Origin of the sequence: Klebsiella sp. KE9456, assembly GCF_043832615.1 — a bacterium.
In the GTDB taxonomy this organism is placed as follows: Bacteria; Pseudomonadota; Gammaproteobacteria; order Enterobacterales; family Enterobacteriaceae; genus Klebsiella; species Klebsiella indica.
Genome location: NZ_JBDYQK010000018.1, coordinates 92052 through 118688, shown reverse-complemented (window position 1 = coordinate 118688; position 26637 = coordinate 92052). Strand labels below are relative to the sequence as shown.

27 protein-coding genes and 3 tRNA genes are annotated in these 26637 nt (G+C 52.5%); 14 read left to right on the top strand and 16 right to left on the bottom strand.

Annotated elements, in window-relative coordinates; genetic code table 11:
- Window positions 1–126 precede the first annotated feature (126 nt).
- A complete protein-coding gene (locus tag ABK821_RS18355; protein WP_138358861.1) occupies window positions 127–216 on the bottom strand; it encodes a YnhF family membrane protein in 90 nt (29 codons plus the stop codon).
- A 295-nt stretch (window positions 217–511) separates the two neighbouring features.
- On the opposite strand from ABK821_RS18355, the gene purR reads away from it, so the two are divergent.
- On the top strand, window positions 512–1537 hold the full coding sequence (gene purR, locus ABK821_RS18350) for an HTH-type transcriptional repressor PurR (protein WP_308561518.1): 1026 nt from the start codon (window positions 512–514) through the stop codon (window positions 1535–1537).
- An 18-nt stretch (window positions 1538–1555) separates the two neighbouring features.
- Here purR and punR read toward each other — a convergent pair whose 3' ends face one another.
- Entirely contained in the window at window positions 1556–2467 is a 912-nt protein-coding gene (punR, locus tag ABK821_RS18345; RefSeq protein WP_138358857.1) for a DNA-binding transcriptional activator PunR, read from the bottom strand.
- Between the two features lie 112 nt (window positions 2468–2579).
- On the opposite strand from punR, the gene punC reads away from it, so the two are divergent.
- Together punC and cfa are read left to right on the top strand one after the other, a co-directional pair.
- Window positions 2580–3764, top strand: a complete 1185-nt coding sequence (punC, locus tag ABK821_RS18340; protein ID WP_138358855.1) for a purine nucleoside transporter PunC — start codon at window positions 2580–2582, stop codon at window positions 3762–3764.
- Window positions 3765–4064: 300 nt separating this feature from the next.
- Window positions 4065–5213: a cyclopropane fatty acyl phospholipid synthase gene (cfa, locus tag ABK821_RS18335; protein WP_138358853.1), complete on the top strand. Its 1149-nt coding sequence runs from the start codon at window positions 4065–4067 to the stop codon at window positions 5211–5213.
- Window positions 5214–5254: 41 nt separating this feature from the next.
- Here the strand turns inward: cfa and ABK821_RS18330 are convergent, their stop codons facing one another.
- Complete coding sequence (locus ABK821_RS18330; RefSeq protein WP_138358851.1) at window positions 5255–5797, bottom strand: PadR family transcriptional regulator; 543 nt, start codon at window positions 5795–5797, stop codon at window positions 5255–5257.
- A gap of 215 nt (window positions 5798–6012) precedes the next feature.
- Here ABK821_RS18330 and ABK821_RS18325 point away from each other — a divergent pair, with 215 nt between their 5' ends.
- Window positions 6013–7254 (top strand): OFA family MFS transporter, encoded by a 1242-nt coding sequence (locus ABK821_RS18325; protein ID WP_138358849.1) that lies wholly within the window; start codon window positions 6013–6015, stop codon window positions 7252–7254.
- Between the two features lie 210 nt (window positions 7255–7464).
- Here ABK821_RS18325 and ABK821_RS18320 read toward each other — a convergent pair whose 3' ends face one another.
- Entirely contained in the window at window positions 7465–8100 is a 636-nt protein-coding gene (locus ABK821_RS18320; RefSeq protein WP_138358847.1) for a riboflavin synthase subunit alpha, read from the bottom strand.
- Window positions 8101–8329: 229 nt separating this feature from the next.
- Between ABK821_RS18320 and mdtK the strand changes: the two genes are divergently transcribed.
- From mdtK to ABK821_RS18295, 5 genes are all read left to right on the top strand, one after another.
- Window positions 8330–9703: an MdtK family multidrug efflux MATE transporter gene (mdtK, locus tag ABK821_RS18315; protein WP_138358845.1), complete on the top strand. Its 1374-nt coding sequence runs from the start codon at window positions 8330–8332 to the stop codon at window positions 9701–9703.
- A 211-nt stretch (window positions 9704–9914) separates the two neighbouring features.
- A tRNA-Val gene (locus ABK821_RS18310) sits at window positions 9915–9991 on the top strand.
- 4 nt (window positions 9992–9995) lie between these two features.
- Window positions 9996–10072: transfer RNA gene (locus ABK821_RS18305), tRNA-Val, on the top strand.
- Window positions 10073–10076: 4 nt separating this feature from the next.
- A tRNA-Val gene (locus ABK821_RS18300) sits at window positions 10077–10153 on the top strand.
- Between the two features lie 348 nt (window positions 10154–10501).
- Window positions 10502–11071, top strand: a complete 570-nt coding sequence (locus tag ABK821_RS18295) for a DJ-1/PfpI family protein (protein WP_185929212.1) — start codon at window positions 10502–10504, stop codon at window positions 11069–11071.
- A 99-nt stretch (window positions 11072–11170) separates the two neighbouring features.
- Here ABK821_RS18295 and ABK821_RS18290 read toward each other — a convergent pair whose 3' ends face one another.
- Window positions 11171–11662: a GNAT family N-acetyltransferase gene (locus ABK821_RS18290; RefSeq protein WP_138358843.1), complete on the bottom strand. Its 492-nt coding sequence runs from the start codon at window positions 11660–11662 to the stop codon at window positions 11171–11173.
- A 253-nt stretch (window positions 11663–11915) separates the two neighbouring features.
- Between ABK821_RS18290 and ABK821_RS18285 the strand changes: the two genes are divergently transcribed.
- Complete coding sequence (locus ABK821_RS18285; RefSeq protein ID WP_395034016.1) at window positions 11916–13526, top strand: FAD-NAD(P)-binding protein; 1611 nt, start codon at window positions 11916–11918, stop codon at window positions 13524–13526.
- Between the two features lie 14 nt (window positions 13527–13540).
- Here the strand turns inward: ABK821_RS18285 and ABK821_RS18280 are convergent, their stop codons facing one another.
- Window positions 13541–13672: a hypothetical protein gene (locus tag ABK821_RS18280; RefSeq protein WP_241675605.1), complete on the bottom strand. Its 132-nt coding sequence runs from the start codon at window positions 13670–13672 to the stop codon at window positions 13541–13543.
- Window positions 13673–13693: 21 nt separating this feature from the next.
- A complete protein-coding gene (locus ABK821_RS18275; protein WP_138358839.1) occupies window positions 13694–14086 on the bottom strand; it encodes a YdeI family stress tolerance OB fold protein in 393 nt (130 codons plus the stop codon).
- Between the two features lie 460 nt (window positions 14087–14546).
- On the opposite strand from ABK821_RS18275, the gene ABK821_RS18270 reads away from it, so the two are divergent.
- Entirely contained in the window at window positions 14547–15431 is an 885-nt protein-coding gene (locus tag ABK821_RS18270; protein ID WP_142501389.1) for an SDR family oxidoreductase, read from the top strand.
- Between the two features lie 184 nt (window positions 15432–15615).
- Here the strand turns inward: ABK821_RS18270 and ABK821_RS18265 are convergent, their stop codons facing one another.
- Complete coding sequence (locus tag ABK821_RS18265) at window positions 15616–16251, bottom strand: carbonic anhydrase (protein ID WP_138358835.1); 636 nt, start codon at window positions 16249–16251, stop codon at window positions 15616–15618.
- Window positions 16252–16460: 209 nt separating this feature from the next.
- Here ABK821_RS18265 and ABK821_RS18260 point away from each other — a divergent pair, with 209 nt between their 5' ends.
- The 3 genes from ABK821_RS18260 to ABK821_RS18250 all read left to right on the top strand — a co-directional run bounded on the left by ABK821_RS18260 (window position 16461) and on the right by ABK821_RS18250 (window position 18943).
- Complete coding sequence (locus tag ABK821_RS18260; RefSeq protein ID WP_142501858.1) at window positions 16461–17108, top strand: CatA-like O-acetyltransferase, family 1; 648 nt, start codon at window positions 16461–16463, stop codon at window positions 17106–17108.
- 90 nt (window positions 17109–17198) lie between these two features.
- Window positions 17199–17339, top strand: a complete 141-nt coding sequence (locus tag ABK821_RS18255) for a hypothetical protein (RefSeq protein WP_138358833.1) — start codon at window positions 17199–17201, stop codon at window positions 17337–17339.
- Between the two features lie 293 nt (window positions 17340–17632).
- On the top strand, window positions 17633–18943 hold the full coding sequence (locus tag ABK821_RS18250) for a serine dehydratase subunit alpha family protein (RefSeq protein WP_138358831.1): 1311 nt from the start codon (window positions 17633–17635) through the stop codon (window positions 18941–18943).
- 12 nt (window positions 18944–18955) lie between these two features.
- Here ABK821_RS18250 and ABK821_RS18245 read toward each other — a convergent pair whose 3' ends face one another.
- The 8 genes from ABK821_RS18245 to ABK821_RS18210 all read right to left on the bottom strand — a co-directional run bounded on the left by ABK821_RS18245 (window position 18956) and on the right by ABK821_RS18210 (window position 26635).
- Window positions 18956–19147 carry a hypothetical protein gene (locus ABK821_RS18245; RefSeq protein ID WP_343178302.1) on the bottom strand — a complete coding sequence of 64 codons (192 nt, stop codon included), beginning with the start codon at window positions 19145–19147 and terminating at the stop codon, window positions 18956–18958.
- 62 nt (window positions 19148–19209) lie between these two features.
- The gene (locus tag ABK821_RS18240; protein ID WP_138358827.1) at window positions 19210–19596 is read right to left on the bottom strand and encodes a RidA family protein; all 387 of its coding nucleotides are present in this window, start codon (window positions 19594–19596) and stop codon (window positions 19210–19212) included.
- Window positions 19597–19621: 25 nt separating this feature from the next.
- Complete coding sequence (locus tag ABK821_RS18235) at window positions 19622–21040, bottom strand: Na+/H+ antiporter NhaC family protein (protein WP_138358825.1); 1419 nt, start codon at window positions 21038–21040, stop codon at window positions 19622–19624.
- Entirely contained in the window at window positions 21033–22220 is a 1188-nt protein-coding gene (locus ABK821_RS18230) for a PLP-dependent aspartate aminotransferase family protein (protein ID WP_138358823.1), read from the bottom strand. The genes ABK821_RS18235 and ABK821_RS18230 overlap by 8 nt, the downstream gene beginning before the upstream one ends.
- An 838-nt stretch (window positions 22221–23058) precedes the next feature.
- Window positions 23059–23544, bottom strand: coding sequence for a TlpA family protein disulfide reductase (locus ABK821_RS18225; protein ID WP_395034015.1), 486 nt, complete (start codon window positions 23542–23544; stop codon window positions 23059–23061).
- On the bottom strand, window positions 23531–24226 hold the full coding sequence (locus ABK821_RS18220; protein ID WP_138358819.1) for an ABC transporter ATP-binding protein: 696 nt from the start codon (window positions 24224–24226) through the stop codon (window positions 23531–23533). Before ABK821_RS18220 ends, ABK821_RS18225 begins: the two co-directional genes overlap by 14 nt.
- 5 nt (window positions 24227–24231) lie before the next feature.
- Entirely contained in the window at window positions 24232–25362 is a 1131-nt protein-coding gene (locus ABK821_RS18215) for an ABC transporter permease (RefSeq protein WP_395034014.1), read from the bottom strand.
- Window positions 25352–26635, bottom strand: a complete 1284-nt coding sequence (locus tag ABK821_RS18210) for an ABC transporter permease (RefSeq protein ID WP_308561499.1) — start codon at window positions 26633–26635, stop codon at window positions 25352–25354. Before ABK821_RS18210 ends, ABK821_RS18215 begins: the two co-directional genes overlap by 11 nt.
- Window positions 26636–26637 lie beyond the last annotated feature (2 nt).

Below are 26637 nucleotides of genomic sequence, written 5' to 3'. Positions count from 1 at the left end.
CGGGATTGGTAGTATGAAGCATGAGAGTTACCTCGTGTTTTGTATAAGGATTCGACACCCATATCAAAACCGGTAACTCTCAACCTTTCAAGGCCATGTGTCAGATCAAGTCGCGACTAATACAAATTAGTGCAATACTGCGGTTAATCCTGCAGCAACAATCAAGCCCAGGACAATAATCGTTGTTGTCAGCGAATACCTTAAATTTGTATCCATCAATTTTCCCCCTGATTATCCCCACATAAAAAGTGAGTACGATCATTTTTGCACAGAATAGCGTAAAAATCTTCCGAGATTTAGCATGATGCACATTTTTACTCTTCCCCTTTGCCCCAAGATCGGACAAAATTCCACGCTAATTTGAAAGCGTATCGGCCATTGACCCCTTCCTGTCGTTCTGTGTCGTTTTCCCGACGTGATGCAATGATGATTTTTAGCATCAGGGTGTGTGCAGGCAAACGTTTACGTAGCGATACACAGACGATCAGGTCAAGGTCTGGAGTGAGGAATAATGGCAACTATTAAAGATGTAGCGAAGCGCGCAAACGTTTCCACTACAACTGTTTCACACGTAATTAACAAAACGCGTTTCGTTGCGGAAGAGACGCGCAATGCGGTATGGGCGGCGATTAAAGAACTGCACTACTCTCCCAGCGCTGTCGCCCGTAGCCTGAAGGTGAATCACACCAAGTCTATTGGTCTGCTGGCCACCAGCAGCGAAGCGGCCTATTTTGCGGAAATTATTGAAGCAGTTGAGAAAAGCTGCTTCCAGAAAGGCTACACCCTGATCCTCGGCAACGCCTGGAACGATCCTGAGAAACAGCGCGCCTATTTGTCAATGATGGCGCAAAAACGCGTAGATGGTCTGCTGGTGATGTGTTCTGAATATCCGGAATCGGTGTTGAGTATGCTGGAAGAGTACCGCCATATTCCCATGGTGGTAATGGACTGGGGGGAAGCAAAAGCCGATTTCACCGACGCGGTGATCGATAACGCCTTTGAAGGCGGCTACCTTGCCGGACGCTATCTGATTGAGCGCGGCCATCACGATATTGGGGTCATCCCCGGCCCGCTGGAGCGCAACACTGGCGCCGGTCGGCTGGCGGGCTTTATGAAAGCCATGGAAGAGGCGCGAATTACTGTTCCTGAAAACTGGATTGTACAGGGTGATTTTGAGCCGGAATCCGGCTATCGCGCAATGCAACAAATTCTCAGCCAGCATCACCGCCCGACGGCAATTTTCTGCGGCGGGGATATTATGGCAATGGGTGCAATCTGCGCAGCGGACGAAATGGGCCTGCGCGTACCGCAGGATATTTCGCTGATCGGTTATGATAATGTGCGCAACGCTCGCTACTTCAGCCCGGCGCTGACCACCATCCATCAGCCAAAAGACTCGCTGGGCGAGGCTGCATTCAACATGCTACTGGACCGTATCGTCAATAAACGTGAAGTCTCCCGGTCGATTGAAGTGCATCCGCGCCTTGTCGAGCGCCGTTCGGTGGCCGATGGCCCGTTTATCGATTACCGTCGTTAACACCATGTGCGGCGTCGGTTATTCCGGCGCCCGCAACCATTCACGGTTCAGCGTTTCGCTGTCGCCAAGATAATCCAGCAGCCACAGCAGCGCAGGAGATGCATCGCTTTGTTGCCAGGTCAGGCAACAGGCGGCGTCCGGGAATGGATTTTCCAGCGCCAGCGCAGCCCATTTACCGCTATCCAGCCACGGACGCGCCAGATGTTCTGGCACCATGCCGACACACAGTCCGGCGGAAAGGCAGGTTGCGGAAGCATCCCAGTCCGGCACCACTACCCTCTTCTGATTATCCAGCAGCCAGGTCGTGCGCTTCGGCAACGAACGTGACGTATCCTCTCTGACCAGCGATGGCCAGTTGCGTAATACATCGTCGCTCAGTGGGCCCGCCATTTTTGCCAGCGGATGGTGGCTGGCGACAACGCAACTCCAGCTCAGCATCCCCATATCACGGAAGGCATAGCGCCCCCCGACCGGAATCGAACGCGTCGCCCCGATCGCTAATTCCGCACGGCCATCGGCCAGCGCGTCCCAGACGCCGTTGAAAACCTCCTGAGAAACAATCAGCTCAACGTCGTCAAAATGGCGATAAAAATCAACGATCATTTGCCGCATACGTGTGGGTTTGACGATGTTATCGACTGCGATGGACAACTGCCCGCGCCAGCCGTTGGCTATCTGCTGGCACTGCTGACGGGTGATCTGCATTTTTTTGATAACAGAGCGCCCTTCCTGCAGAAACCAGACTCCGGCGGGCGTTAATTCCACATCCCGATGACGACGTTCAAACAGCGGAACCGCCAGCCACTCTTCCAGTTGACGAACGGTATAGCTGACAGCAGAAGGCACACGATGCAACTCCTGCGCTGCGGCGCTAAAGCTGCCATTGCGGGCAACAGCATCAACAACTTCAAGCGAGTATTCCGACCACATTTTTTGCCTGCAAAATTTTTGAAATGAACGAACAAATATTAGCGTTTCACAAGCCGGAATGCACTCCCTACACTCTGCCGCATCATCGCCGTATCACTGAAATGAGAGTTTTATGCAACAACCTGGGAAAGGATTTTTAGTCTGGCTGGCGGGGCTTAGCGTGCTCGGTTTCCTCGCCACTGATATGTATTTGCCGGCGTTTGCCGCCATTCAACAGGATTTGAATACCTCCGCGTCCGCGGTCAGCGCCAGCCTGAGCTTATTCCTTGCCGGCTTTGCTATTGGACAACTGTTCTGGGGGCCTGTCTCTGACCGCTACGGTCGTAAGCCGGTGCTGTTCTGCGGCCTGCTGATTTTCGCCCTCGGCTGTCTGGGCATGCTCTGGGTTCAGGACACCCGGCTGATGCTGGCGCTGCGTTTTGTCCAGGCCATTGGCGTTTGCGCCGCCGCAGTCACCTGGCAGGCGCTGGTCACCGATTACTATCCGGCGCATCGCACGAACCGTATTTTTGCCACCATTATGCCGCTGGTCGGACTCTCTCCCGCGCTGGCGCCGCTGCTCGGTAGCTGGCTGTTGGTACATTTCGACTGGCAGGCTATTTTTGCTGTCCTGGCCGCTGTGGCTCTGGTGCTGATCCTGCCGACCATTCGTCTGAGATCTGTTAATAAGCCATCCGTCAATACACAGCAAAAGCTCACTTTCTTTACCCTGCTTCGCTCACGTGAATATAGCGGTAATGTGCTGATTTACGCCGCCTGCTCCGCAAGCTTTTTTGCCTGGCTGACCGGCTCACCTTTTATTCTCCATGATATGGGCTATGGCCCAACGGCGGTCGGTCTGAGCTACATTCCGCAAACTATCGCTTTTCTGGTGGGCGGTTACGGCTGCCGCGCGGCCCTGCAAAAGTGGTCAGGCGGGCAAATCCTGCCCTGGCTGCTGGCTATCTTCACTATCAGCGTTGCCGCCATCTGGATGACCGGCCTGCAGGATAATGTCACGCTGGTCGGATTGATGATCCCGTTCTGCGCCATGGCGGCGGTAAATGCGGGAATTTATCCCATCGTTGTCGCTCAGGCCCTGAAGCCCTTTCCACAGGCCACCGGCCGCGCCGCCGCGTTGCAAAATACCTTACAGCTCGGTCTCTGTTTCGTTACCAGTCTGCTTGTCTCGGCACTCATTGCGCATCCACTGCAAACCACCACCCGCGTGATGCTGGTCTCCATTGTGCTTGCCGGCATCGGTTATCGTCTGCAACACAACGCTGCGCGGCGGGTAACTGACACGTCGCATGCCTAAAATAGACGCCTGACTGGCCCCCGGATTTAGTCATTAGCTGGCTAAGATATTTTTATTGAAAGCCCGTTTTTAGCGGCCTATACTGAATCCGGTATCACATAAATAGAATATTCAACAAATCTTAACGGGAGCAGGATGCATCCCGTTTCACCATGGATGGCCTTTCGGCAAGGGTTATCTCCCTTCCTCTGTTCTACGTCGGATAGCAGTCTCGCGGTTAATCCGTGGGATTTCTCACAAAACCAAAAAAACGTCTACGCTGTTTTAAGGTTCTGATCACTTGGGCGTGATGGAGAAGCTATGAGTTCATCGTGTATAGAAGAAGTAAGTGTACCAAATGATGACTGGTACCGGATTGCAGCTGAATTGTTAGGCCGTGCCAATATTGAGATCAACGGCCCCGCCCCCTCCGATCTGCAGATTAAAAATCCGCATTTTTTTAAACGCGTCCTGCAGGAAGGGTCACTGGGATTAGGCGAGAGTTATATGGACGGCTGGTGGGATTGTGAGCGACTGGATATATTTTTCTATAAGGTCCTGCGGGCCGGTCTGGAGAATCAACTCCCGCACCATCTTAAAGATACGCTACGTATTGCTGGCGCTCGTTTGTTCAATCTGCAAAGCAAAAAAAGATCATGGATTGTCGGTAGAGAACACTACGATTTAGGCAACGATCTCTTTAGCCGCATGCTCGATCCTTATATGCAATATTCCTGCGGTTACTGGAAAGATGCGCAGAATCTGGACGCCGCTCAGCAGGCAAAATTAGATCTTATTTGCCGAAAATTACAGCTTGAACCCGGAATGCGGGTACTGGATATCGGCTGCGGCTGGGGCGGGCTGGCGTACTACATGGCGAAAAACTACCAGGTCAGCGTTGTTGGCGTCACGATCTCCGCGGAACAGCAGAAGATGGCTCAACAGCGTTGCGCAGGGCTGGACGTGACGATTTTACTCCAGGACTATCGGGATCTGCACGATAGTTTCGACCGTATCGTTTCGGTCGGGATGTTCGAGCATGTCGGGCCTAAAAACTACAATACCTATTTTGAAGTGGTCGATCATAATTTAAAACCTGACGGTCGCTTCCTGCTGCATACGATCGGTTCGAAAAAAACCGGCCACAGCGTTGATCCGTGGATCAATAAATATATCTTTCCTAACGGGTGTCTGCCGTCGGTACGTCATATTGCCGAAGCCAGTGAAACGCATTTCGTGATGGAAGACTGGCATAATTTCGGCGCCGATTATGACACTACCCTGATGGCCTGGTATGAGCGTTTCCTTAATAGCTGGCCGGAAATTGCCGATAACTATTCGGATAGATTCAAACGCATGTTCAGTTATTATCTAAATGCCTGTGCCGGCGCTTTCCGCGCGCGCGATATTCAGCTCTGGCAGGTCGTTTTTTCTCGCGGCGCAGAGCACGGTCTTCGCGTTGCTCGTTAATTTCTGCTCCACCTGCGCCCCTGGCGCAGGTGTTTTCTCTTTTATTCACCGCGACGGCAATAACCAATACATTTATCAATCCAGCGCAAAACGCTCTCCTGACGACATATCGCCCCTTCAAGCACAATAAAATCACCAAATCTGTCACTTTCAAGAGGTGGAACCTGCGCGTACTGTTCCATTGTTTTTTGCAGAACATTTAACCTTTCGAGGTGCTGTATGCGCTGATTTTCCAACAGATGAATACGCGTACTGACATCAAGATAGTGGGAAAAATACATACGAACCCGAAAAACATCTTTTGCCGTTTTTTCTATTGGCTCATCTTTATGTAGCCATTTCAGCAGTTCATCCCTTCCGGTATCGGTAATGCTGTATTTCTTTTTTTCCAGAATATCGCCGCTGATTTCGATGTCGTAAGTGACCAGTCCATCGTGATACATGCGCTTTAGCTCACCATAAATCTGGCTATGTTTCGCATGCCAGAACTTTGCCAGTTCATGGTTAAACGCCTTGCTGATGTCATAGCCGGTCATTGCCGTACGGTTAAGTAAGCCCAGAATGGCATAAGTTAAAACTCTCATTTCGCCTCACCTGTGATCTCTGTGCGCAGTATAGCACGCGTCACTCTCCGCATTACGCCTTCTTGCCACGTCAACAGCCATGTCAAATAAAACATGTAATCATTGACATGATTTATAACGTGGTTTAGCGTCTGATCAGAACGATTACCACGCAAGAATTGTTAATAAAACATTGATTTTGTTGCTTAATAGAAAATTTCATCGAGGATAAAAACATGGATTACTCAAAAAAAAGATGGCGGATCCTGATAGCAAGTTGCTTTATCAATCTATGCGTAGGCTCGATGTACGCCTGGAGCGTTTTTGCCACGCCGATGGCTGACTACCTCTCACAACTTCACAACGCCAATATCACCTCTGCCGATCTGGCTATCGTTTTTGTCATCTGCAACTCTGTTGGTCCCATAACGATGATCAGCGGGGGCAAAATAAACGATACATTTGGCCCCCGTATGGTGATTTTCACTGGCGGACTCATGTTTGGCGGCGGGATGATCCTCTGCGGTTTTGCCTCGCAAATCAGTCATCTGATCTGGGCATATGGAATATTAACCGGTCTGGGATTAGGAATGGTCTACGGGGCGACCATTAGCACCTCTATCAAATTTTTCCCCGATAAACGCGGTTTTGTCGGCGGTGTCACCACTGCCCTGTTTGGCATCAGTTCGGTGATCATTCCGCCGATTGCCGGGATAATTACCGCCGAGGCCGGTATTCTGTCTGCCTTTAAAATCATCGGACTGGGTTTCGCGGTTATTATCTGCGCCTGCGCTTTCGTCATCGATAAATGCCCGCATGGCTTTAGTCCGGACGGCTGGCAACCGCCGCAACACGCGCGAAACATCATGCCTTCAGGGAATAAAACCTGGCGGCAAATGATGTCCAGCTTCAATTTTTATCTTATGCTCATCATGCTGACCTGCGGCGCAGTTGCCGGACTCATGTGCATTTCTCTGGCCTCTCCGCTGGCAAAAATCATGGTCGGGATGTCCACGGCCGCCGCAACGCTGGCCGTTTCCGTTCTCGCTCTTTTCAACGTCCTGGGACGGGTCATGGCGGGCATGATTTCCGACAAAATCGGCCGCATTAATACCCTGATGCTCGCCTGTATCCTCTCTATTCCAGGCCTCAGTGCTCTCTACTACACGGGCATCGGCGACGATGCGCTGTTTTACACGGGAATTTCCATTATCGGTATCTGTTTTGGTGCCTTTATGGGTGTTTTTCCTGGCTTCACCGCCGACCAATTCGGCGCACAGCACAACAGCGTGAACTTCGGCATTATGTTCTGCGGTTTCGCTATCGCCGGTTACGTCGGACCAACCATTATGTCCTCAACGTTTGCCGCCACTCACAGTTACCACAGCGCCTTTCCCGTCGGCATCGCATTTAGCGTCACCGCGCTGGTGCTCGCCTTAATTTTTCGCCTGATAAATAAAAATATTCTGCTTAAATAACGCCGGAGAACAACCCCATGACAAAAGCGCGCGCCGCGAGACAATCGATCAACTGCGCGACTGCGCGCCGTGGGTGGCGCAGGTGGGTGATTACGTGAAGATCCCGACAATTACAACCGCAATTTATCAGGGCCATCACGCGGCAATGGATATCTGACGGTTAGTATGTCAATCGGCAGCCCGATCACGCCTGTCGGGCTGCGTACCGGGTTACTCTGTCGCCGTTTTCTGCGCCGCCTCTTTCGCCGCCAGCACGCGCTCGACGGTATCAATCACCGCCTGCGTCTGCGGATCGATTTCAATATTCACCCGATCGCCCAGCTTTTTCGCGCCAAGCGTGGTGCGCTGGAGCGTTTCCGGAATTAAATGCACACAAAAGCGCGTCGGGGTCACTTCGCCGACGGTCAGACTGATCCCGTCCACGCCAATATATCCTTTATAAAGGATATATTTCATTAACGCCGGGTCCTGAACCTTAAACCAGATTTGACGGTTATTTTCCGAGGTCAGAATTTTCACCACTTCGGCGGTGGTCATGATATGACCGGACATCAGATGACCGCCAATTTCGTCGCTGAATTTAGCCGCACGCTCAACGTTCACGCTATCGCCTGCACGGACTGCGCCCAGGTTGGTGACTCGCAGTGTCTCTTTCATCAGGTCAAAACTCACCCGTGCGCCGTCGATATGCGTGACGGTCAAACAACACCCATTGTGCGCCACCGACGCCCCCGTTTCGAGCCCTGAAAGCATATGCTCAGGTAATTCCACTACGTGGGTGCGAAAATTGGGTTTCTCGTCAATGGACAGCACTTTCGCGGTCCCCTGCACAATACCGGTAAACATGTTTTGCTCCTGTATAAACTCATGACGGTATCATTACCGTTTTAGGCTATATGGAACAATAACAGGTGGTAAAACAGGTTGCCAGCGGACAACGTCTACTGGGATTTTTTCACTGGATAAATAGCCAATCCTCGCTACAATGGTCTGGAAAATCCCCCTGTTTTTCTTCTTGCTGCTATGTAGAGCGGCTTTTTTAGTCCAAAAATAACAACAATATAAAGGTGTTCACGTGCAGAAGTACTTTATTGAAGCGCGTCAGTTGTTAGCGCTGGCAATACCCGTTATCCTCGCTCAGGTTGCCCAGACCGCTATGGGATTCGTCGATACCGTAATGGCGGGCGGTTACAGCGCCACCGATATGGCAGCCGTGGCTATCGGTACCTCCATTTGGTTACCGGTGATCCTTTTCGGCCATGGTCTGCTGCTGGCGATGACCCCGATCATTGCTCAGCTTAATGGTTCAGGTCGTCGCGACCGTATCGCCCATCAGGTGCGTCAGGGTTTCTGGCTGGCTGGCTTCGTCTCAATGCTGGTGATGGTTATCCTGTGGAACGCAGGTTACATCATCAGTTCCATGCATGATATTGACCCGGCGATGGCGGAGAAAGCCGTTGGCTACCTGCGCACCCTGTTATGGGGAGCGCCCGGCTATCTCTTCTTTCAGGTCGCGCGTAACCAGTGTGAAGGTCTGGCGAAGACCAAGCCGGGCATGGTTATGGGGTTTATCGGCCTGCTGGTCAACATTCCCGTGAACTACATCTTTATCTACGGTCATTTCGGTATGCCAGAGCTGGGTGGTATTGGTTGCGGCGTGGCGACGGCTGCCGTTTACTGGGTGATGTTTTTCAGTATGATCTTCTGGGTGCGCCGCGCGCGCTCAATGCGGGATATTCGCAGCCACGAAGGTTTCGGCAAACCGGACGTAGCTGTTCTTAAGCGCCTGGTACAACTGGGCCTGCCGATTGCGCTGGCGCTGTTTTTCGAAGTGACCCTGTTTGCCGTGGTGGCGCTGCTGGTCTCTCCGCTGGGGATCATCAATGTCGCCGGACATCAGATTGCCCTTAACTTCAGTTCGCTAATGTTCGTGTTACCGCTCTCCCTGGGCGCGGCGGTGACGATTCGCGTCGGTTTCCGTCTTGGGCAGGGCTCAACGCTGGAAGCACAAACTTCGGCCAGAACCGGCCTGGGCGTTGGCGTGTGTATGGCCGTTATCACCGCCATTTTCACTATTCTGATGCGCAAGCAAATTGCGCTGCTGTATAACGACAACCCTGAGGTCGTTATGCTGGCTTCCCAGTTAATGTTGTTAGCGGCGATCTACCAGATTTCCGACTCCATTCAGGTGATTGGCAGCGGGATCCTGCGTGGTTATAAAGATACCCGCTCCATCTTCTTTATCACCTTTATCGCCTATTGGGTGCTCGGGCTGCCGAGCGGCTATCTGCTGGCGCTGACCGACGTCGTTGTCCCGCGCCTGGGGCCCGCGGGTTTCTGGTGGGGATTTATTATTGGTTTAACCTCCGCTGCCATCATGATGATGCTGCGTATGCGTTTCCTGCAGCGTCAGCCTTCCAGCATCATTCTACAGCGTGCTGCGCGTTAAGCCTGTTCGGCGCGATATTGGATGAAAAAACGGCGCGGATAGCGCGCCGTTATCCGAACCTGATGAACAAATATTCTTTTGCATCAGTAAAATATAAGCAACATGGATAAAACTTCTGCGATCGCGTCAAATCTGGAAGAAAAGTGACGTTTGCCTCTTGCCACAACCCCGCCCTGCCGTTAATATGCGTCCCCGTTGTTACCACAACATTGCGTTCATAGCTCAGTTGGTTAGAGCACCACCTTGACATGGTGGGGGTCGTTGGTTCGAGTCCAATTGAACGCACCATAATGCGTTTATAGCTCAGTTGGTTAGAGCACCACCTTGACATGGTGGGGGTCGTTGGTTCGAGTCCAATTAAACGCACCATATTGCGTCCGTAGCTCAGTTGGTTAGAGCACCACCTTGACATGGTGGGGGTCGGTGGTTCGAGTCCACTCGGACGCACCATTCAGTTGATAATTGAGTGCTGCGCTTTTATCCTCTCGTCAGTAACACCCATAAATCATCCCTGTGCCAATGATATTTTAAATCGGGTTTACGCTTTATCCCGGCTGAAAATTTCGATATTTGTTAGCAACTGAGCATTCTCAGTCTAAAGAAGCATCCTGCCAATTTCCCATTCCCCGCTCATGGTCTATACCCTAACTAATTCGTGTTGCAGGACATAACGCTTAACCGTGTTTGCGTCGGCCTCACATGAGCAGACAGGAGGCGGAGAGAGGCCCTGCCAGACCGCCTGCAACCTGAATATGATGGTTATATATCTTATGCATCTTCCCATATGCAGGAGCGATCATGATAAGTAAAAAAATTCTGATGCTGGTCGGCGACTACGCCGAAGATTATGAAACGATGGTGCCTTTTCAGGCGCTGCAGATGATTGGCCATCAGGTCGACGCGGTATGCCCCGATAAGGTCAAAGGGGACTACGTCACGACGGCGATCCATGATTTTGATGGCGCTCAGACATACAGCGAGAAACCGGGTCACCGCTTTACCCTTAACGCCGACTTTGCCGAAGTGAAAGAACAGGACTACGATGCCCTACTGATTCCCGGCGGGCGGGCGCCGGAATATTTGCGATTAAATAACGACGTAATAACACTGGTACAGGCATTTAACGCCGCGGGCAAACCAATTGCCGCCGTTTGTCACGGCCCACAACTGCTGGCCGCCGCCAGCATTCTGCAAGGCCGAACCTGCAGCGCCTACCCCGCCTGCGCGCCGGAAGTACGGCTCGCGGGTGGACATTATGCCGATATTGGCATCGATCAGGCACACGTCGATGGCAACCTGGTCACCGCACCTGCCTGGCCCGCTCATCCGCAATGGCTGGCGAAATTTGCTGAAGTGTTACAGCGGTAACCTGTCAAATATTCGCGACGTTCGTAATGGTAAAAAAAAGAGAAATGAACCGATGCGCTAAAGCCTGAATTTAACTTTAGCGCATCAATAAGCATAAGATCACAGCGTCATCATCATCTCATGCCAGGCCATGCCGCCATGATCGGACGCTGACGGTTTAATATAGCGATAGCCAAAGTGCGCATAGAGATCCACATGACGATCTTTACACATAAGATGGATGGTTTGCTTATTCATGACCTTCATCCGCGAGATAAACTCACGCATCATCAGCGTGGCGTAGCCCTGCCCCTGGAAATCAGGATCTACCACGACCGACATAATCACCACATTCGGCGCCGCCGGGTCGTGCCCGATAAGCTCTTTGAACTCTTCGTCGGACATCACCACGTCCCACGCACAGCCCGCGTTAATAAATCCAATCACTTCTCCGCCAAGTTCCATACACATAAACCCTTGCGGATACAGATTGATACGGGTGGCGATTTTTTCTCTCGTCGCCGCTTCGTCACCTTCATACGCGGTGATTTCAATCTGATAGCAGCGATCAACGTCGGATGGCGTGGCCTGGCGAAATACGGGGGTAGACATAATTTATCCTCTTCAGCGTCCCTGATGTGCCGACATAGTACACCATTCAGGCCGTTCATCACGCACCGCTACAAGGGTATGAGAATAAATTCGCCTCGGTACAACGCCCGCATCGCCAGTTGGCCCTCTTCGCCATTTTGCACCACAATTATTCTGCCAGGTTTACCTCACCGGGACAGACTATCTCGTGGCGCTTTTCAACTCACGGAAGGCCACCGATAACAAATGTAATAACAGCGACGGGTCAGTCAATATGAAGAAAATTGCTATCATCGGCGCAGGTCCAACCGGTATTTATACGTTGTACGCATTACTTAAACATAACGAACCGTTCGAGGTGTCGATTTATGAGCAGGCAGATGAAGCAGGCGTAGGCATGCCCTACAGTGACGAAGATAATTCCCCCATGATGCTGGCAAACATCGCCAGTATTGAAATACCGCCCATTCAGTGCACTTATCTTGACTGGCTAAAAACCCAAAGCAAAGCTAATCTTTCGCGCTACGGCGTAGATTACGATACGCTTCATGACCGCCAGTTTCTGCCGCGCATTCTGCTTGGCGAATATTTTCGCGATCGGTTTCTTGCACTGGTTGCGCAAGCCAAAGAACAAGGCTTTCGGATACAGGTCAATGAATCCTGCCTTGTTACCGACCTGCAGGCCAGCGAAGCAGGTGTCAGGCTCTGGCGACAAAATGAACCGACCGCCGAATCCTTTGATCTCGCAGTCATCGCCACTGGTCACGTCTGGCCCGCGGAAGAAGAATCAACCCGCAGTTGGTTTCCCAGTCCGTGGTCAGGCCTGATGGAAGCGAAGATCCCGCCTTGCCGGGTGGGCATCATGGGAACCTCACTGAGCGGGATTGATGCGGCAATGGCCGTTGCGGTTCAGCATGGCAGCTTTAGCGAGCCGGATGATGACACGCTGATTTTCAGGCTGAACGATGGCTGTGAGTCCCTTAAAATTGTGCTCATGTCCCGCTCCGGCATTTTGCCGGAGGCCGACTTTTACTGCCCAATCCCCTGGGAGCCGCTGCAGATCGTTACCCAACACGCGCTCGACCAGGAAATCGCCGTCGGGGCCGATGGCTTGCTCGACCGGGTATTTAATCTGATTGCTCAGGAAATCGCGCTCGCCGATCCGCACTGGAGCGAAGAGATCGCCCTTTGCGACCTTGATGCGGACACCTTTAGCGAAACCTGGTTTTATCAACGTCAGCAGAAGAATCCTTTTCACTGGGCGCAGGCTAACCTCAAGGAAGTCGAGCGAAACAAACGCGAGAGATACACCGTTCCCTGGCGTTACGTCATCCTGCGGTTGCATGAAGCCGTCCAGGCAATAGTTCCCCACCTCAATGACAGGGATCGGACACGTTTTAGCGCAGGTCTTGCCCGCGTGTTTATCGACTGCTATGCCGCCATTCCCCCGGAATCTATTCGCCGCTTACTGGCGCTACGCGAAGCGGGTGTGATCAGCATTCTCTCGTTGGGACAGGATTATGAAATAGCCATCCAGCCGGAAAAAACGTTGATCTCCAGCCGGGATAAGCACTATATCTACGATGTGTTTGTCGATGCCCGTGGGCAAAAACCGCTGAAAAACAAAGATATTCCGTTTCCTCATTTACGAGCGCAGTTGCTGGCGACGGGTGATGAGATCCCGGAAGTCGGCGATGATTATACGTTGCAGGATCCCCCGGCGATTCGCGGGCGTATTGCATTCGGCGCCATCCCGTGGTTGATGCATGACCAACCCTTTGTCCAGGGGATCACCGCCTGCGCGGAGATCGGCGCGGCAATGGCAAAGGCGATATCTCACCAGGCCCGACGTGCCCGCAGACGTTTACCGTTATTGGATCTTTAACGCCACGTCGCGCCTTATCCATGTTTCCGCGGGTTATGCGCCTCGCTATCCTCTCTTTTACGCGGTATTTCCCCCTGCTCGCGGGGATCCTTTTTCGCCGGATGCCGCCCGCGTTTATCGGGATCGGCTGGATTCTGTACGGACATTTTTTTCTCCTGTCTCAGCGGTTATTTCTGTATTCTGTCCACTCGCACCATCGGCGGCGTCATTTTCTTATCCAGACTGCCATTAATGCTGATCATCTGATCGGGCCTCACTTCCCGACCGGCGAAAACCGCGGCGGGAATAGTGACCGCAATGGTGTCGGTTTTATCGCGAAAGTGATAGCGGTCATCACCATACTGCTCAATAAGATTACCGCGTAAAGAGATGGTTGCCCCGTCATGCATGCTCAGGGCCTGCCGCACGGTCATAATCCGGCTATCTTCGGTTCCACGATAGCCGTCATCAAGCTTATGGGGAGGGGGTGGAACGGTGTCATTTTTAAATCCCCCCTCTGCTTCGGCATAAACGCCAGGAACCATCAGCCAGCAGAAAATAATAAGCAGTAACTTTTTCATCAGTCCCTCCGACATTTTACTCATGTCTTATTCAGTCTGGTCGCTAATGCTTATTTTCACAACCTGAAGAATTTATCCGGCAACCGAAAAAAATATTTTTTATTCCTCTCTCGCCCGGCTTAAATATATCCACTGGCATACGTAAAATTGGCCTGACGATGAAAAGCGCGCTTCGTTAGAATAATCTTAAAATCATCTCTGACGCTACATCGTCACATTTAGAAAAGCTTCCCGATAATCAGTAAATTACCATTAATTAACCCGCAAACTGGCTGAAATAATAAAAAATTCGTCCAGTTATCGCTCGTTAAAAACTTTCTGGCTGGCTGAAGACCGGGGCTTAGCGTCTATCCTTACAGATGCGTGGCAGTCCGGGCCGTCCGCAAACGCCCGACAAAATGGCAAGTGGAAGACGTCCAGCCTGGACAGGCTATTCATCTTTTAGCATGAGGAGGTCTGTATGCACGACAGCACTAAAAATACCGCCAGCTATCCCTGCCCGCCTTTTGTCGATCAGCCCCAATTCCCGCCGGGTCTGGCACATAAGATGCAACCGGAACCCGATCATGGTGAACAAAGCTATGTCGGTTCTGGTCGGCTGGCGGGAAAACGCGCGCTGATTACCGGCGCGGACTCCGGAATTGGACGTGCGGTTGCCATCGCCTTCGCGCGTGAGGGTGCCGATGTGGCGATAAACTATCTACCGGAAGAGGAATCGGATGCTAAAGCTGTGATGACGTTGATTCAGGAGGAAGGACGCCAGGCCGTGGCGATACCGGGAGATATTCGTAGCGAATCTTTTTGTCAACAGCTGGTGGAACAGGCCGTCAGCGAACTCGGCGGCCTGGATATTCTGGTCAATAACGCCGGACGCCAGCAATATTGTCAATCGCTGGAAGCGCTTTCGACCGAGGACTTTGACGCCACCTTCAAAACAAACGTATACGCGGCATTCTGGATAACCAAAGCCGCCCTGCCTCATCTTCAACAACATAGCGCAATTATTAATACATCATCGGTACAGGCCTTTAAGCCGAGCCCCATTCTGCTGGATTATGCGCAAACGAAGGCTTGCCTGGTGGCGTTTACCAAATCGCTGGCCAAACAACTGGGACCCAGAGGCATTCGGGTTAACGCCGTGGCGCCAGGCCCTTACTGGACGGTGCTCCAGTCCAGCGGTGGACAACCGGCGGAGAAAGTGCGCCAGTTTGGTGCCGATACGCCACTGGGCCGCCCCGGTCAGCCGGTCGAGATTGCCCCACTGTACGTTACCCTCGCGTCCGACGCCTGCTCCTTCACTTCCGGTCAGGTCTGGTGCTCCGATGGCGGCGACGGCGTATTATAAGCCACAAGCGGCGGAACCGCCGCTTATCGACACATGTTGACGGGCGTGTCGTGCGAATGCGCCTGTGTATATCGCCCCAGAGAATAATGCGCGTTTTCAGCGTCAGAAGGCACATATGACCGATAAGAATGTCACGATCGGGAAGTAAAACTGACAGGGCGTCCGTGCCCTGTCGATGACGGGTTTACTCGAAATAGACGTCCGGGTTTTCAGACAGCGAAACAAAATTTTTGCTGTTCTTATCCAGCGCACGAATATCCCCGCTTTCGATATCATAGAACCAGCCGTGCAGGCGGAGGGTATTATCACGCAGGCCAACAGCAACCGACGGGTGGGTTTTGATATTATTCAACTGCGCGATAACATTTTCCTGTACCATTCCATTCACTTTATCGGTCTCATTATCCCAGGTTTTTTTCTCAACGACAGCTTTCGCCGCGTCGGCATAGTGCAACCAATGGGACACGGCAGGCATCGTATCCAGGCACTGGCAGGTGGCGATAGCTTTCATTGCACCGCAGTTAGAGTGGCCGCAAATTACAATATCGGTAACGCCAAGGGCAACAACGGCATACTCAATTGTCGCGGAAACCCCGCCGGGTTCGGGCCCAAAAGAGGGAACGATATTACCGGCGTTACGAATCACAAAAAGCTGCCCCGGCTCCTGCTGGGTCACCAGTTCCGGCACCAGGCGGCTATCTGAACAGGAAATAAACAATGCTTTCGGATTCTGGCTGTTTGCCAGGCTACGGAAGAGCTCTTTACGCTGCGGAAAGATCTCTTTCTGAAAGTTGAGGAAGCCCTCAATAATATGTTGCATAGCAATATCTCTTCTCTCTGTTTTAATCGCAATATGACAAAGATCACATTAAGTTAGTGTAACACTGACGCCTGGAATAGGAATTGTTATTCGAAAATGCGCGTAAGCCTCGCGACGGAAAACATCGCGATGGCGGCTATCGCGCGCTGTTGGCAACCCGATTGACATCGTCGCATCAGGTGCTGGCAAACCGTAAACAGGAGACAACCATGACCCATTACCGCGTAATCGATAAACAAAACTGGCCGCGCAAAGATCATTTTGATTTTTATCGCCGCTTTGCCAACCCGGCATTTAATCTCTGCGTGCCGATAGCTGCCCAGCGGCTGTACGACTGCGCAAAAGACCGGAATGTCTCTTTTTTTCAGTTGGCGCTCTACGCGCTGATGCGCGCGGTAAACGGCGTCCCACAGCTTAAACAACGCCGTTCAGGCGACGACATTATCGAATATGATGAACTGGCAGTGATGACGCCGGTGATGACCGGGCAAGAAGGATTCCGCCAGGTATGGTGCGATAACGCCGATGATTTTGCCACCTTTAGCCGCGTCGCGACCCCGAAGATTGAAGCCGCAAAACACACGTCGCCAGCCCCCCTTATCGTCACCGGTGAAAACTATTTCTGCGCCAGTTGCCTGCCGTGGCTGCATTTCAGTGCCATCACTCACGCTGAGTATTACGTGGGTGCAGCGGTTCCCGCGCTCACCTGGGGCAAGCTGAAAAATGGCATTATCCCGGTCGCGGGCAAATTCAACCATGCTTTTGTCGATGGTCTGCACGCCAGCCGCTTTTTCTCCCGCGTTGAAGAGTATTTTGCTGAACCTGACAGGCTCTGGTCCCCCATCGGTGATGCGTGATCGCTTTCTGCACGATTCCGTAAGGATGCATCTCCCTGCCATTTTGCCTATACTTGACGGCAGTCAAAACTGAACTGAAGTGGATAATGTATGGAAATTGATCTCGACAACCTGACTTTTAGCGGACTAGAGGAAGCGCAAGAGCGTAACGCGGAACGCCTTGAAGAGGCGGACAAAAAGGCGCAGGCGCTCGTTGCCGATGATGATTGCGGCGACGCATGTAAGATCTAATTACTATAAACCGGCAAGATTGCCGGTTTTTCTCTCCTCTCTCATCCCGCTCTTCCTCGACAAAATTAAAAATTCCAAAAATAACCATAAAAGAGAAAGTGTTTCTCTCAAATAGCCTCTTTACAAACTAAAGATGCAACTTTTTTCTCTGTCAACCGGGGTAACATTCTTACTATCGTTTATGCCGCTCGGTGTTGCATCGTACCGACATATGCAGGCCGCGGCGTATATCAACCTCGAGAAATAACGCAATCACTCGCGGATTTTTTCCGCACCGCTCCAGAGGCCCTGTCATGTCACACCGGGAAAACCGTGTTGAATGGAATACGTTTATTGATGCTCTGAAACAGGAAGTTAAACCCGCCCTGGGTTGTACCGAACCTGTATCGGTTGCGCTTGCCTGCGCCGTGGCGGCGCAACAGTTATCAGGCGCAATTGTGCGAATCGAAGCGGCGGTCTCGCCAAATTTAATGAAAAATGGGATGGGCGTGACGATCCCGGGCACAGGAATGACCGGATTACCCGTTGCCGCTGCCTTAGGGGCTATCGCCGGCGATCCGCAGGCAAAACTCGAAGTGCTGAAAAAAGCCACCTCACGGGAGATTGACGCCGCCAGAGCGCTGCTAGACGTCGGCGCCGTGCGCATCGTGTTGCAGGAACCTTGCGATGAAATACTCTATGTCCGCGCTAAAGTCTACGCCGGAGATGAACACGCCACGGTGACCATCTCTGGCGACCACACCAACGTGGTGGCGATTGAGAAAATGGGACATTCCCTGTTTATCAAAGCTGAAAGCAATACCTGTGACGCCCCCCTTAACCCGCTGGAGCGGCTCGCCCGTTATTCACTACGCGATATCTATGATTTCGTTAATGACGTTCCTGCGGAAGAACTCCGCTTTATTCTCGACGCAGGTTTGATGAACAACGCCCTTTCAAAAAAAGGTCTGGCTAAAGACTGGGGGTTGCACATCGGCACCACACTGAAGCGTCAGGTGGACAAGGGACTGGTTTCCAATGATATGTTTACCGAGATCCTCTACCGGACCAGCGCCGCATCGGATGCCCGAATGGGCGGCGCAACGCTGCCGGCAATGACCAATTCAGGTTCAGGCAACCAGGGAATAACGGCAACCATGCCGGTAGTGGTCGCCGCGGAGCGGCTTAATGCCAGCCAGCAGCAACTCGCCCGAGCGCTGGCGCTCTCACATCTGGTCGCTATCTATATCCACTGTAAACTCCCGCGGTTGTCAGCCCTGTGTGCGGCCACCACCGCCGCAATGGGCGCAGCGTCTGGGATTCTCTGGCTGATGAACGGCAGCTATGAAAATATCGCCATGGCGGTGAATAATATGATTGGCGATGTCAGCGGCATGATTTGCGACGGCGCTTCCGGCAGTTGCGCAATGAAAGTGTCCACCAGTATCGCTTCCGCCTGGAAAGCGATTCTGCTGGCGCTGGATAATTCGGTGGTTTCCTGCAATGACGGGATTGTCGAGCGCGATGTCGAGAATTCCATTCGAAATCTCTGTGCGATCGCAGCTCAGGCGATGCAGCATACCGATCGACAAATTATCAAAATTATGGCGCATAAGCGCTATTAACCGGGCTAAACGTTAACCGCCGCCCGAAGGCGGCGGGGAGTTCACTTGCAGCCGTGCGGATAATTGCAGCTGTAGCTTCTCCACGTTAGGCCGCTGCTGATCAACAACGCGCGAAACGGTCTCCCCGATGACCGCAACCTCCGGCAGACAATGCGCCTGGCCCTCCGCCAGTCCGGCGCGGGTTCCCCCACTTCCGGAAGGCATTGTTATTCTCTTCCTGTGAAAACGGCGGCTAAAAGCCGCCGTAGCATTGTATTTGTATTACATTAGCCACACCAGGCGACGGCTTCAATCTCCACCTTCACCTCTTTCGGCAAGCGAGCGACTTCAACGCAGGAACGGGCCGGGAATGAAGCATGATGCTGAGTGAAAAACTCCGCATAGGCGTGATTAATCACCGCAAATTCGTTCAGGTCTTTTACGAAAATAGTCGTCTTACAAATATTGTCGACCGTCAGTCCTCCGGCTTCAATAATAGCCCGAATATTTTCCAGACTCTGCCGGGTTTGACCTTCGGCGCACGCAGGAATATCTCCCGTTTGCGGATTAATCGGCAATTGGCCGGAGGTAAAAATAAAATTACCGGTTCGCGCGCCCTGAATATAAGGCCCAATCGCCTGCGGGGCATGTTCTGTCGCAATAACCTTAGTCATCGTCAATCCTTAAATACTCTTTGGGTTAGAGAGTAAAGCCAACAATTAAATAGACAACCAGCGCCAGTCCGCCGGTCACCAGCGCATAAGGCATCTGGGTGCGAATATGTTCAATATGGTCACAGTTAGTCGCCATGGAGGCGACGATAGCGTCGCTGGAGATAGGTGAAGTCATATCGCCAAAAATTGAACCGGAAATAGCCGCGCCAATCATAAAGTGCGGATCAATACCCAACGACACCCCCAGTTGCACGCCGATCGGGATCATAATGGCAAATGTTCCCCAGGAGGTTCCCGTTGCCAGTGACATGACCGCTGAAATCAGGAAGATAAAACCAATCGAGAACCCGGATGGGATCACTCCGGAGGTAATCGACGCAATATATTGCCCGGTATTCAGCTCCGCTGAAATATGCCCCATCAGGAAAGCAAGAATCATGATTGAGCTAATTTTGACCATACTGGCATAGCCGATGTACAGCTCTTTGAAAAAGTTCTCAACGTTGAGAATACCGCGCACTCTGAACCAGATAAAAGAGACTACGGTACCGAACATAACGCCGGAATAAACCGACATCGAACCGCTGCCTTTGGAAAACTGCCCATCGCCGGTGATATAGAGAACAACGGGTACCATTAATACCGTGGATAAAATCGGAATAAAAAAGTTCAACAATGAATTGCATGCCGGGTGGTCGATGACCGTATCAGCGTCTTCTTCACCCTGCTCCTGCTCAATTTCCGTCAACGCCGTTTCAAACTTCACTTCAGCCTTTTTCATCGGTCCCCAGCTACAGCCCGAAAGAATGTAAAAAAGCACCGAAGCGAGAGAAAACCAGGCCATCGTGTTCCACACCATTGAACCGGCCAGCACTTCAAACGGTTCGCCGGTCAGGTAGCCCTGAGCAATCTGTACGCCGATAACCCCCATCATCGCCGCGCCCCAGCCGTTGATCATCACCGATGAACAGACAGAAACGCAGGAAGTCTGAATAATATAGGACATCTTTTCCGGCGAAACCTTGTAGCGCCGGGCCAGGTTTTTCGTGGAGGCCCCGGCGATAAGCTGATTTATCGAGCTCTCGATAAAGATTAACGATGTCACCACCATCGCCAGCAGTTGTACCGACTTTTTATTGGTGACAAAGTCATTTTTCTCCGAGAGGAACTGCACCAGTTTACGCACGCCGCCAGTGACCACAATCAGCCGCATAATGCCGCCAATCATCACCATAAAAATAATGGTTCGCGCATTGCCGGCGGACGCGAATGTCTCAATAATCCCGTTCAGCGTCCCGCCGACGCCATTAATAATACTGTGATTAATCACCGCATAGCCGACAAAAATACCGGTCAATAGCGAAAGGATCACCTGCCGGGTAAAGATCGCCAGAATAATAGTGACCAGCGGGGTAATTATCGTCCAGATGCCATAATCATGCATGATGGTTATCCTGTGTGATGTCCATGGCGGCAAAGGCAATATCCAGGTCCTGGATCAAATCATCAATATGTTCAATGCCAACAGAAAAACGCAGCGTGGTGTCATATACCCCTATCGCTTCCCGTTCTTCTTTCGACATTGCCCCGTGGGACATTGACGCGGAATGGTTAATCATGCTCTCCACCCCACCTAATGATTCTGCCAGCACAAAATAGTGCAGTCCGCCGATAAAGCGCTTCAGACTTTGCATATCGCCCTTCAGCGTCGCGGTCACCACCGCGCCGCCTGAACGCATTTGTTTCTTACACAGTTGATGCTGGGGATGCGACGGCAGGCCAGGGTAATAGACGCTGGCAATCGCCGGATGGTGCGCCAGATATTCCGCAATACGCTGTGCATTACTGCACTGCCGCGCCATGCGCAGATCCAATGTTTTCATGCCGCGCAGAGCAAGATAGGCATCAAAAGGCGATGCAATGGAGCCAATTGTGGTTTTGATAAAATCCAGACGCCCTGCCAGGGCTTCATTATTGGTTATCACCGCCCCGCCGATTAAATCAGAATGTCCACCAACGTATTTGCTGGTAGAGAGCATAACGATATCCGCCCCCATTTCGAGCGGTTTATGGTTCCAGGCGCTGGCGAATGTATTATCAACACAAGTGATAATCTCTCGTTCTTTAGCAATACGACAAACCCTGGCAATATCGACCAGTTCCAGTAACGGATTGGTCGGTGTTTCAATCCAGATTAAGGTGGTATTATTCTGAATGCTATTAATCAGGCTGCTTTCATCATTAAGATCGATATAGGAAATAGTGACACCGGTGGTTACTGTCTTTAGTTTCTCAAATAACCGCCACGTTCCACCATACACGCCTTTCATGGCAATAATATGCGCATCCTTGGGTAATAACTCGATAACAAGATTAGTGGCGGCCATTCCTGAGGCGGTGGCAGTAGCATAAATGCCGCTTTCCAGCTCAGCAAGCGCTGATTCATATGCTTTACGCGTCGGATTAGACACACGGGAATAACAGAAATCTCCGCCTTCGTTAAGATTTTGTTGTATAAAAGAACTGGCTGTGACAATCGGAGTAAATATCGCGTTATTCACCGGATCGGATTGCGTTCCGGCATGAACGGCCAGGGTTGCAATATCTTTAGCTCTGGTTTTCATAAGGTACACTCAAACTATTATTAGTCATAAAATATGGTGGCTGATACTGTTATTGTTCGTGCGCGTGGTGAATAAAACAGCAGCCAATATTTCGTTTACGGGTCACAGAATAAATGACCGTGCTATCATCAACAGATATACAAAATCCTTCAGGGCACATTGCAACAATAAGCAATGAAATTCCCTGCGGCAGAGAGAACTGTGCAGCTAAAATTTCCGCACACAGCCAACAAAGAAGCTGTTTGAAGGATAATGGATAGTGTGGTTTACGCCCTTCAACCACAATTAAAATGTATAGTAGACGAGGAAGAAAATCTTACCTATTTTCCCTCTAATCAGGGAATAATGGAGAAAAAACTTCTCTTTACGAGAACCGCTAACGATTATAACCAATTGATTAATAAACTATAATTTTTTGACGGTGACAGTAATCACAAAAAAAATAGAAAAAACCACTCTTTCCAGATGATATGAATATCTGCGGATTTTTTTCTGCGGATAACATCAGGCCGCTGCGCGATAGATATTGTCAAAACGGATAAGGGTAAATCGACGAGGGTCTGATAAAGCCTGCAGTGGGTTATAAAAATTTCAGGCCTGATGATGACATTCCCCTGGCCTATCACAGGACGGGACCGTGCTAAGACTAAGGTTCAACAGGCAACGCGACGAACGGCGTTAATGACGCTGACGCCCGAGAGTGATAACCCGGTCGTGGTGAGGCCCGGAAACGTCAGATCAATATTGCTAAACGAGAGCAGCATAAAAACCCGCAGGTGCGGCGGCCCCCCCATCGGCGATAATGCTCTGACGCGCCCGCCTCTGTCGCGAAAGGGCGCTATCTCTGCGCCAGCTGGCGAAATACGGTCTGTAGCTCCTCAGGCTTACGCCAGCCCTGGTGCAAATCCAGCACTACTCCGTGGCTGTCAATCAACACCGATGTCGGGGTGCCGATGACCTGATAACGCTCCTGAGTCATTTTAAGCTGATCCCGCAGCACCGGATAACTGATACCGTGCTGAGCCAGTAGCAGCGCAATATCCACCGACTCCGGGTCGGTATTCACGCCCACCACCACCAGCTTATCCGGCCAGCGCTGGCTGAGGGCCTGCAGGGTATCCATTTCCGCCAGGCAACCGCCGCAGCCTGATGACCAGAAATTAAGGTACACGGCTTTCCCCTCCCAGCGCTTGAGGCTGGCCGGTTTACCCTGCAGATCGAACGCCGCCAGCGCAGGGGCGGCTTCGCCGCGCGCCAGCTTTTCCTCTTTGCAGCCGCTGAGCAGCACCAGTAACAGAACAAACACCACCTTAGGCATGCGCATGATGGTTGACCTCCTCCCCCAAATACTTGCCGTGCTGCAAACGCACGATACGATCGGCGAATTTCCCCAGCGCCGGGTTATGGGTCACCATCACAATGGTACGCCCCTGACGGTGCAAATCGGTCAGCAGATCCAGCACCCGCTGTTCGTTCTCTTCATCAAGATTACCGGTCGGCTCATCAGCAAAAATAACCGGCGGTTCATTGACCAGCGCGCGTGCAATACAGACGCGCTGCTGCTCACCGCCCGAAAGCTGGCTCGGTAAATGGGTGACGCGATGCTCAAGACCAACCTGGGCAAGTACCGCCCTGGCGGCGGATTCGTCCACCACGCTATGGTAATGTTGCGCCAGCATGATGTTTTCCAGCGCCGTTAAAAATGGGATCAAATGGAACTGCTGAAACACGAGCCCGATTTTTTGCGCGCGAAAGCGACGCCGTCCCTCTTCATCCAGCGCCGCCGCATCAGTACCGTCGAGGATCACCTGCCCTTCGCTGGCGGTATCCAGACAGGTAAGAATATTCATTAGCGTCGTTTTCCCGGAGCCGGACGCCCCCATAATGGCGACAAACTCGCCGCGCGCGATACGCAGGTTGATATCCTCCAGCGCGGTCACTTCGCCGAATCGCTTATATAAATGACGCGTTTCAATCGCCATCTGACGCAAAGACGTGACGGTCATGGCGTTTACTCTCCTTTCAGCACTTTCGCAGGCTCGACGCTCACCGCGCGCCGCACCGGAACAATGGCCGCCAGCAGGGCGACCAGTAAAGACAGAATCAGGGTAATAGGCAGCACCGGCAGACGCAGCGAGATACTGGCATTAAACACCGTTAATCCCAGCAGTTGCGCCAGCAAATAGCCCAGCATCCAGCCGCAAACCACCGCAGCAAGCGTGATGATGCTGGTTTCCAGCAGCATCTGACGGGTAATGTCGCCGTTGCTGGCGCCCAGCGCTTTTTGCAGCGCAAACTCGCTGGCGCGCTCACCGACAATCGCCATCAGCGTGGTGTTAACGCACAATGACGAGAGCGCAAGGATGACTATCGACACCAGCCCCATCAGCCCTTTAATTTTCTCCAGCACCTGCCCTTCGGATGCCGACACTTTCCGTACCGGGCGAATCTCAAGATCGGGATACTGCCGCTGTAGCTGGCTGGCGTAGCTCTCCACCTGACCAAGATCGTTGCTGACGCTGAGCAGACCGTGGCTGATAAGACCCGGCTTTTGCAGCCATGACTGGGCCACATCGAGGCTGACAATCAGCATATTGTCGGTCGCGTCACCCGACTCCACGATGCCCTTAATCAACAGCTTCTTGCGCCGGGCGTGGTCAACCAGCGTCACGCTATCGCCAATATTCAGATCCAGCCGCTGCGCCAGCTTCACGCCAATCATCGCATTACGATCGTCAAAGCTGACGCCAATCCAGTTGCCGTTGACCTGCCAGTAAGGCACCAGCTTTTGCAGCGACTCAAACCACACGCCGACCAGCACCACTTTTTCCAGTTCAGTGCGCGCGGTCCCGTATAGCCACGGACTGGCGCCGTGAATCAGGCCAGTCGGCGCGCCGTCGAGAATCGCCTGCAGCGTCGGCTGCGGCATACTGGTGCCGTGGCCCGGCCCGATATAGAAATTGGCGCCGAAGGTCCGCAGTTCCTCACTCATTTTACTATTAATGTCGAACCACACGGCAGAGAGCGCCGTCACGATGGTCGCGCCAACCGCCAGCGCGGCAAACACGACGCTGACCCGCTGCATACGCAGCCGCAACGCCCGCCACACCAATAGCCATAGCATGTCACGCTTAACGGCCATACAGCACCTCCACCGGATAAAGACGGGCAATACGACGGGCCGGGAACCAGGTGCCGATTAACGAAATCAGCACCGCAATGACCAGCACGCAAGGCACCACCACCCAGGCAAAATTAAGCGGTGTGGCAAACAGCATCATGCCGATCGCCTTTGCCAGCCCCCACCCTGCAAGGCAGCCCAGCGCCCCGCCGACGAGGCCCCCCATCGCCGCTTCAAGATAGAACAACAGCAGAATCTGCCACTGTCGCGCCCCCAGCGCTTTCATCAGGCCAATCTCTTTGGCCCGTTCCATGATTGTGCTGGTCATCAGCGAGGCGATGCCCATCGCGGCGGCTGCCAGCGCGGCTAAGGTCACCACACCCATCAGGAGCTGAATCTTATCAATAACCACCCCTTCCGAGGCGGCGACCTGCCAGACCGGGCGGACCTCCGCGCCGGAAATCGCCTCTTCAAGCTGATGGGCGATAGATGAGACATACGCGGTGCAGTACCACAGATCGTACTCTTCAGCATTCAGCGCTTCGAGATCCTCACGCGCCCGGCGCGAAAGCTCATTTTCCGGCACCGTCAGCGCCGATACGCGGATCGCCTGCACTTTTCCCGGTAGCCCCAGCAGCCGCTGCACCACGCTCAGCGGCATCACCAGTTGGTTATCTTCGTCGCTGCCGCTGGACAAAATACCGCTCACCTGCACATTCACCACGCTATTCGCCGCCTTTAACGTCAGGCGATCGCCCGGCTTCCAGCCATAGTTTCGCGCCAGAGCATGGCCGACCAGGGTTTGCGGCGTATCACCAACCGGCTCCTTCGGCCATTCGCCAGTCACCTGCCAGAATGGGCTTACCGTGCGCTGCCCGGTCTCGTACCCTTCTTCATCCGGAATCACTACCGGCTGGCTAAAAAACGTCCCCAGCACGCGGATATCATGCCCCTGCACGCTCGCCTCGCCCCCGAGCATCGGGGCAAAGCCAACAATATTGTTGCGCCAGAAAATATCTTTGATATTCGGCAATTCGGATTCATCCAGAAAATCATCGCTGGCCAGCGGGTTGCTTTGCTCACTGAACAGCGCGGGCAGCGCCGCCTGCCCGGCCGGTTCAATCAGGATATTGGCGCCGTAGGATTTCAGCTCGCGAGACATTTTGTCACCGATGTCGATAGACACCGCCAGCAGCGCCGAAATCAGGCTGGTCGCCAGAAACACCGTCAATATCGCCAGCGCTTTGCGCCGCAGATTGCGTCCCCAGGACTGGTAGATCATTCGCCACAGCATTG

Coding starts and splice junctions, on each gene's coding strand:
- ABK821_RS18355 (WP_138358861.1), bottom strand. CDS start 216: ATGGATACAAATTTAAGGTATTCGCTGACAACAACGATTATTGTCCTG.
- purR (WP_308561518.1), top strand. CDS start 512: ATGGCAACTATTAAAGATGTAGCGAAGCGCGCAAACGTTTCCACTACA.
- punR (WP_138358857.1), bottom strand. CDS start 2,467: ATGTGGTCGGAATACTCGCTTGAAGTTGTTGATGCTGTTGCCCGCAAT.
- punC (WP_138358855.1), top strand. CDS start 2,580: ATGCAACAACCTGGGAAAGGATTTTTAGTCTGGCTGGCGGGGCTTAGC.
- cfa (WP_138358853.1), top strand. CDS start 4,065: ATGAGTTCATCGTGTATAGAAGAAGTAAGTGTACCAAATGATGACTGG.
- ABK821_RS18330 (WP_138358851.1), bottom strand. CDS start 5,797: ATGAGAGTTTTAACTTATGCCATTCTGGGCTTACTTAACCGTACGGCA.
- ABK821_RS18325 (WP_138358849.1), top strand. CDS start 6,013: ATGGATTACTCAAAAAAAAGATGGCGGATCCTGATAGCAAGTTGCTTT.
- ABK821_RS18320 (WP_138358847.1), bottom strand. CDS start 8,100: ATGTTTACCGGTATTGTGCAGGGGACCGCGAAAGTGCTGTCCATTGAC.
- ABK821_RS18295 (WP_185929212.1), top strand. CDS start 10,502: ATGATAAGTAAAAAAATTCTGATGCTGGTCGGCGACTACGCCGAAGAT.
- ABK821_RS18290 (WP_138358843.1), bottom strand. CDS start 11,662: ATGTCTACCCCCGTATTTCGCCAGGCCACGCCATCCGACGTTGATCGC.
- ABK821_RS18285 (WP_395034016.1), top strand. CDS start 11,916: ATGAAGAAAATTGCTATCATCGGCGCAGGTCCAACCGGTATTTATACG.
- ABK821_RS18280 (WP_241675605.1), bottom strand. CDS start 13,672: ATGTCCGTACAGAATCCAGCCGATCCCGATAAACGCGGGCGGCATCCG.
- ABK821_RS18275 (WP_138358839.1), bottom strand. CDS start 14,086: ATGAAAAAGTTACTGCTTATTATTTTCTGCTGGCTGATGGTTCCTGGC.
- ABK821_RS18270 (WP_142501389.1), top strand. CDS start 14,547: ATGCACGACAGCACTAAAAATACCGCCAGCTATCCCTGCCCGCCTTTT.
- ABK821_RS18265 (WP_138358835.1), bottom strand. CDS start 16,251: ATGCAACATATTATTGAGGGCTTCCTCAACTTTCAGAAAGAGATCTTT.
- ABK821_RS18260 (WP_142501858.1), top strand. CDS start 16,461: ATGACCCATTACCGCGTAATCGATAAACAAAACTGGCCGCGCAAAGAT.
- ABK821_RS18255 (WP_138358833.1), top strand. CDS start 17,199: ATGGAAATTGATCTCGACAACCTGACTTTTAGCGGACTAGAGGAAGCG.
- ABK821_RS18250 (WP_138358831.1), top strand. CDS start 17,633: ATGTCACACCGGGAAAACCGTGTTGAATGGAATACGTTTATTGATGCT.
- ABK821_RS18245 (WP_343178302.1), bottom strand. CDS start 19,147: ATGCCTTCCGGAAGTGGGGGAACCCGCGCCGGACTGGCGGAGGGCCAG.
- ABK821_RS18240 (WP_138358827.1), bottom strand. CDS start 19,596: ATGACTAAGGTTATTGCGACAGAACATGCCCCGCAGGCGATTGGGCCT.
- ABK821_RS18235 (WP_138358825.1), bottom strand. CDS start 21,040: ATGCATGATTATGGCATCTGGACGATAATTACCCCGCTGGTCACTATT.
- ABK821_RS18230 (WP_138358823.1), bottom strand. CDS start 22,220: ATGAAAACCAGAGCTAAAGATATTGCAACCCTGGCCGTTCATGCCGGA.
- ABK821_RS18225 (WP_395034015.1), bottom strand. CDS start 23,544: ATGCGCATGCCTAAGGTGGTGTTTGTTCTGTTACTGGTGCTGCTCAGC.
- ABK821_RS18220 (WP_138358819.1), bottom strand. CDS start 24,226: ATGACCGTCACGTCTTTGCGTCAGATGGCGATTGAAACGCGTCATTTA.
- ABK821_RS18215 (WP_395034014.1), bottom strand. CDS start 25,362: ATGGCCGTTAAGCGTGACATGCTATGGCTATTGGTGTGGCGGGCGTTG.
- ABK821_RS18210 (WP_308561499.1), bottom strand. CDS start 26,635: ATGCTGTGGCGAATGATCTACCAGTCCTGGGGACGCAATCTGCGGCGC.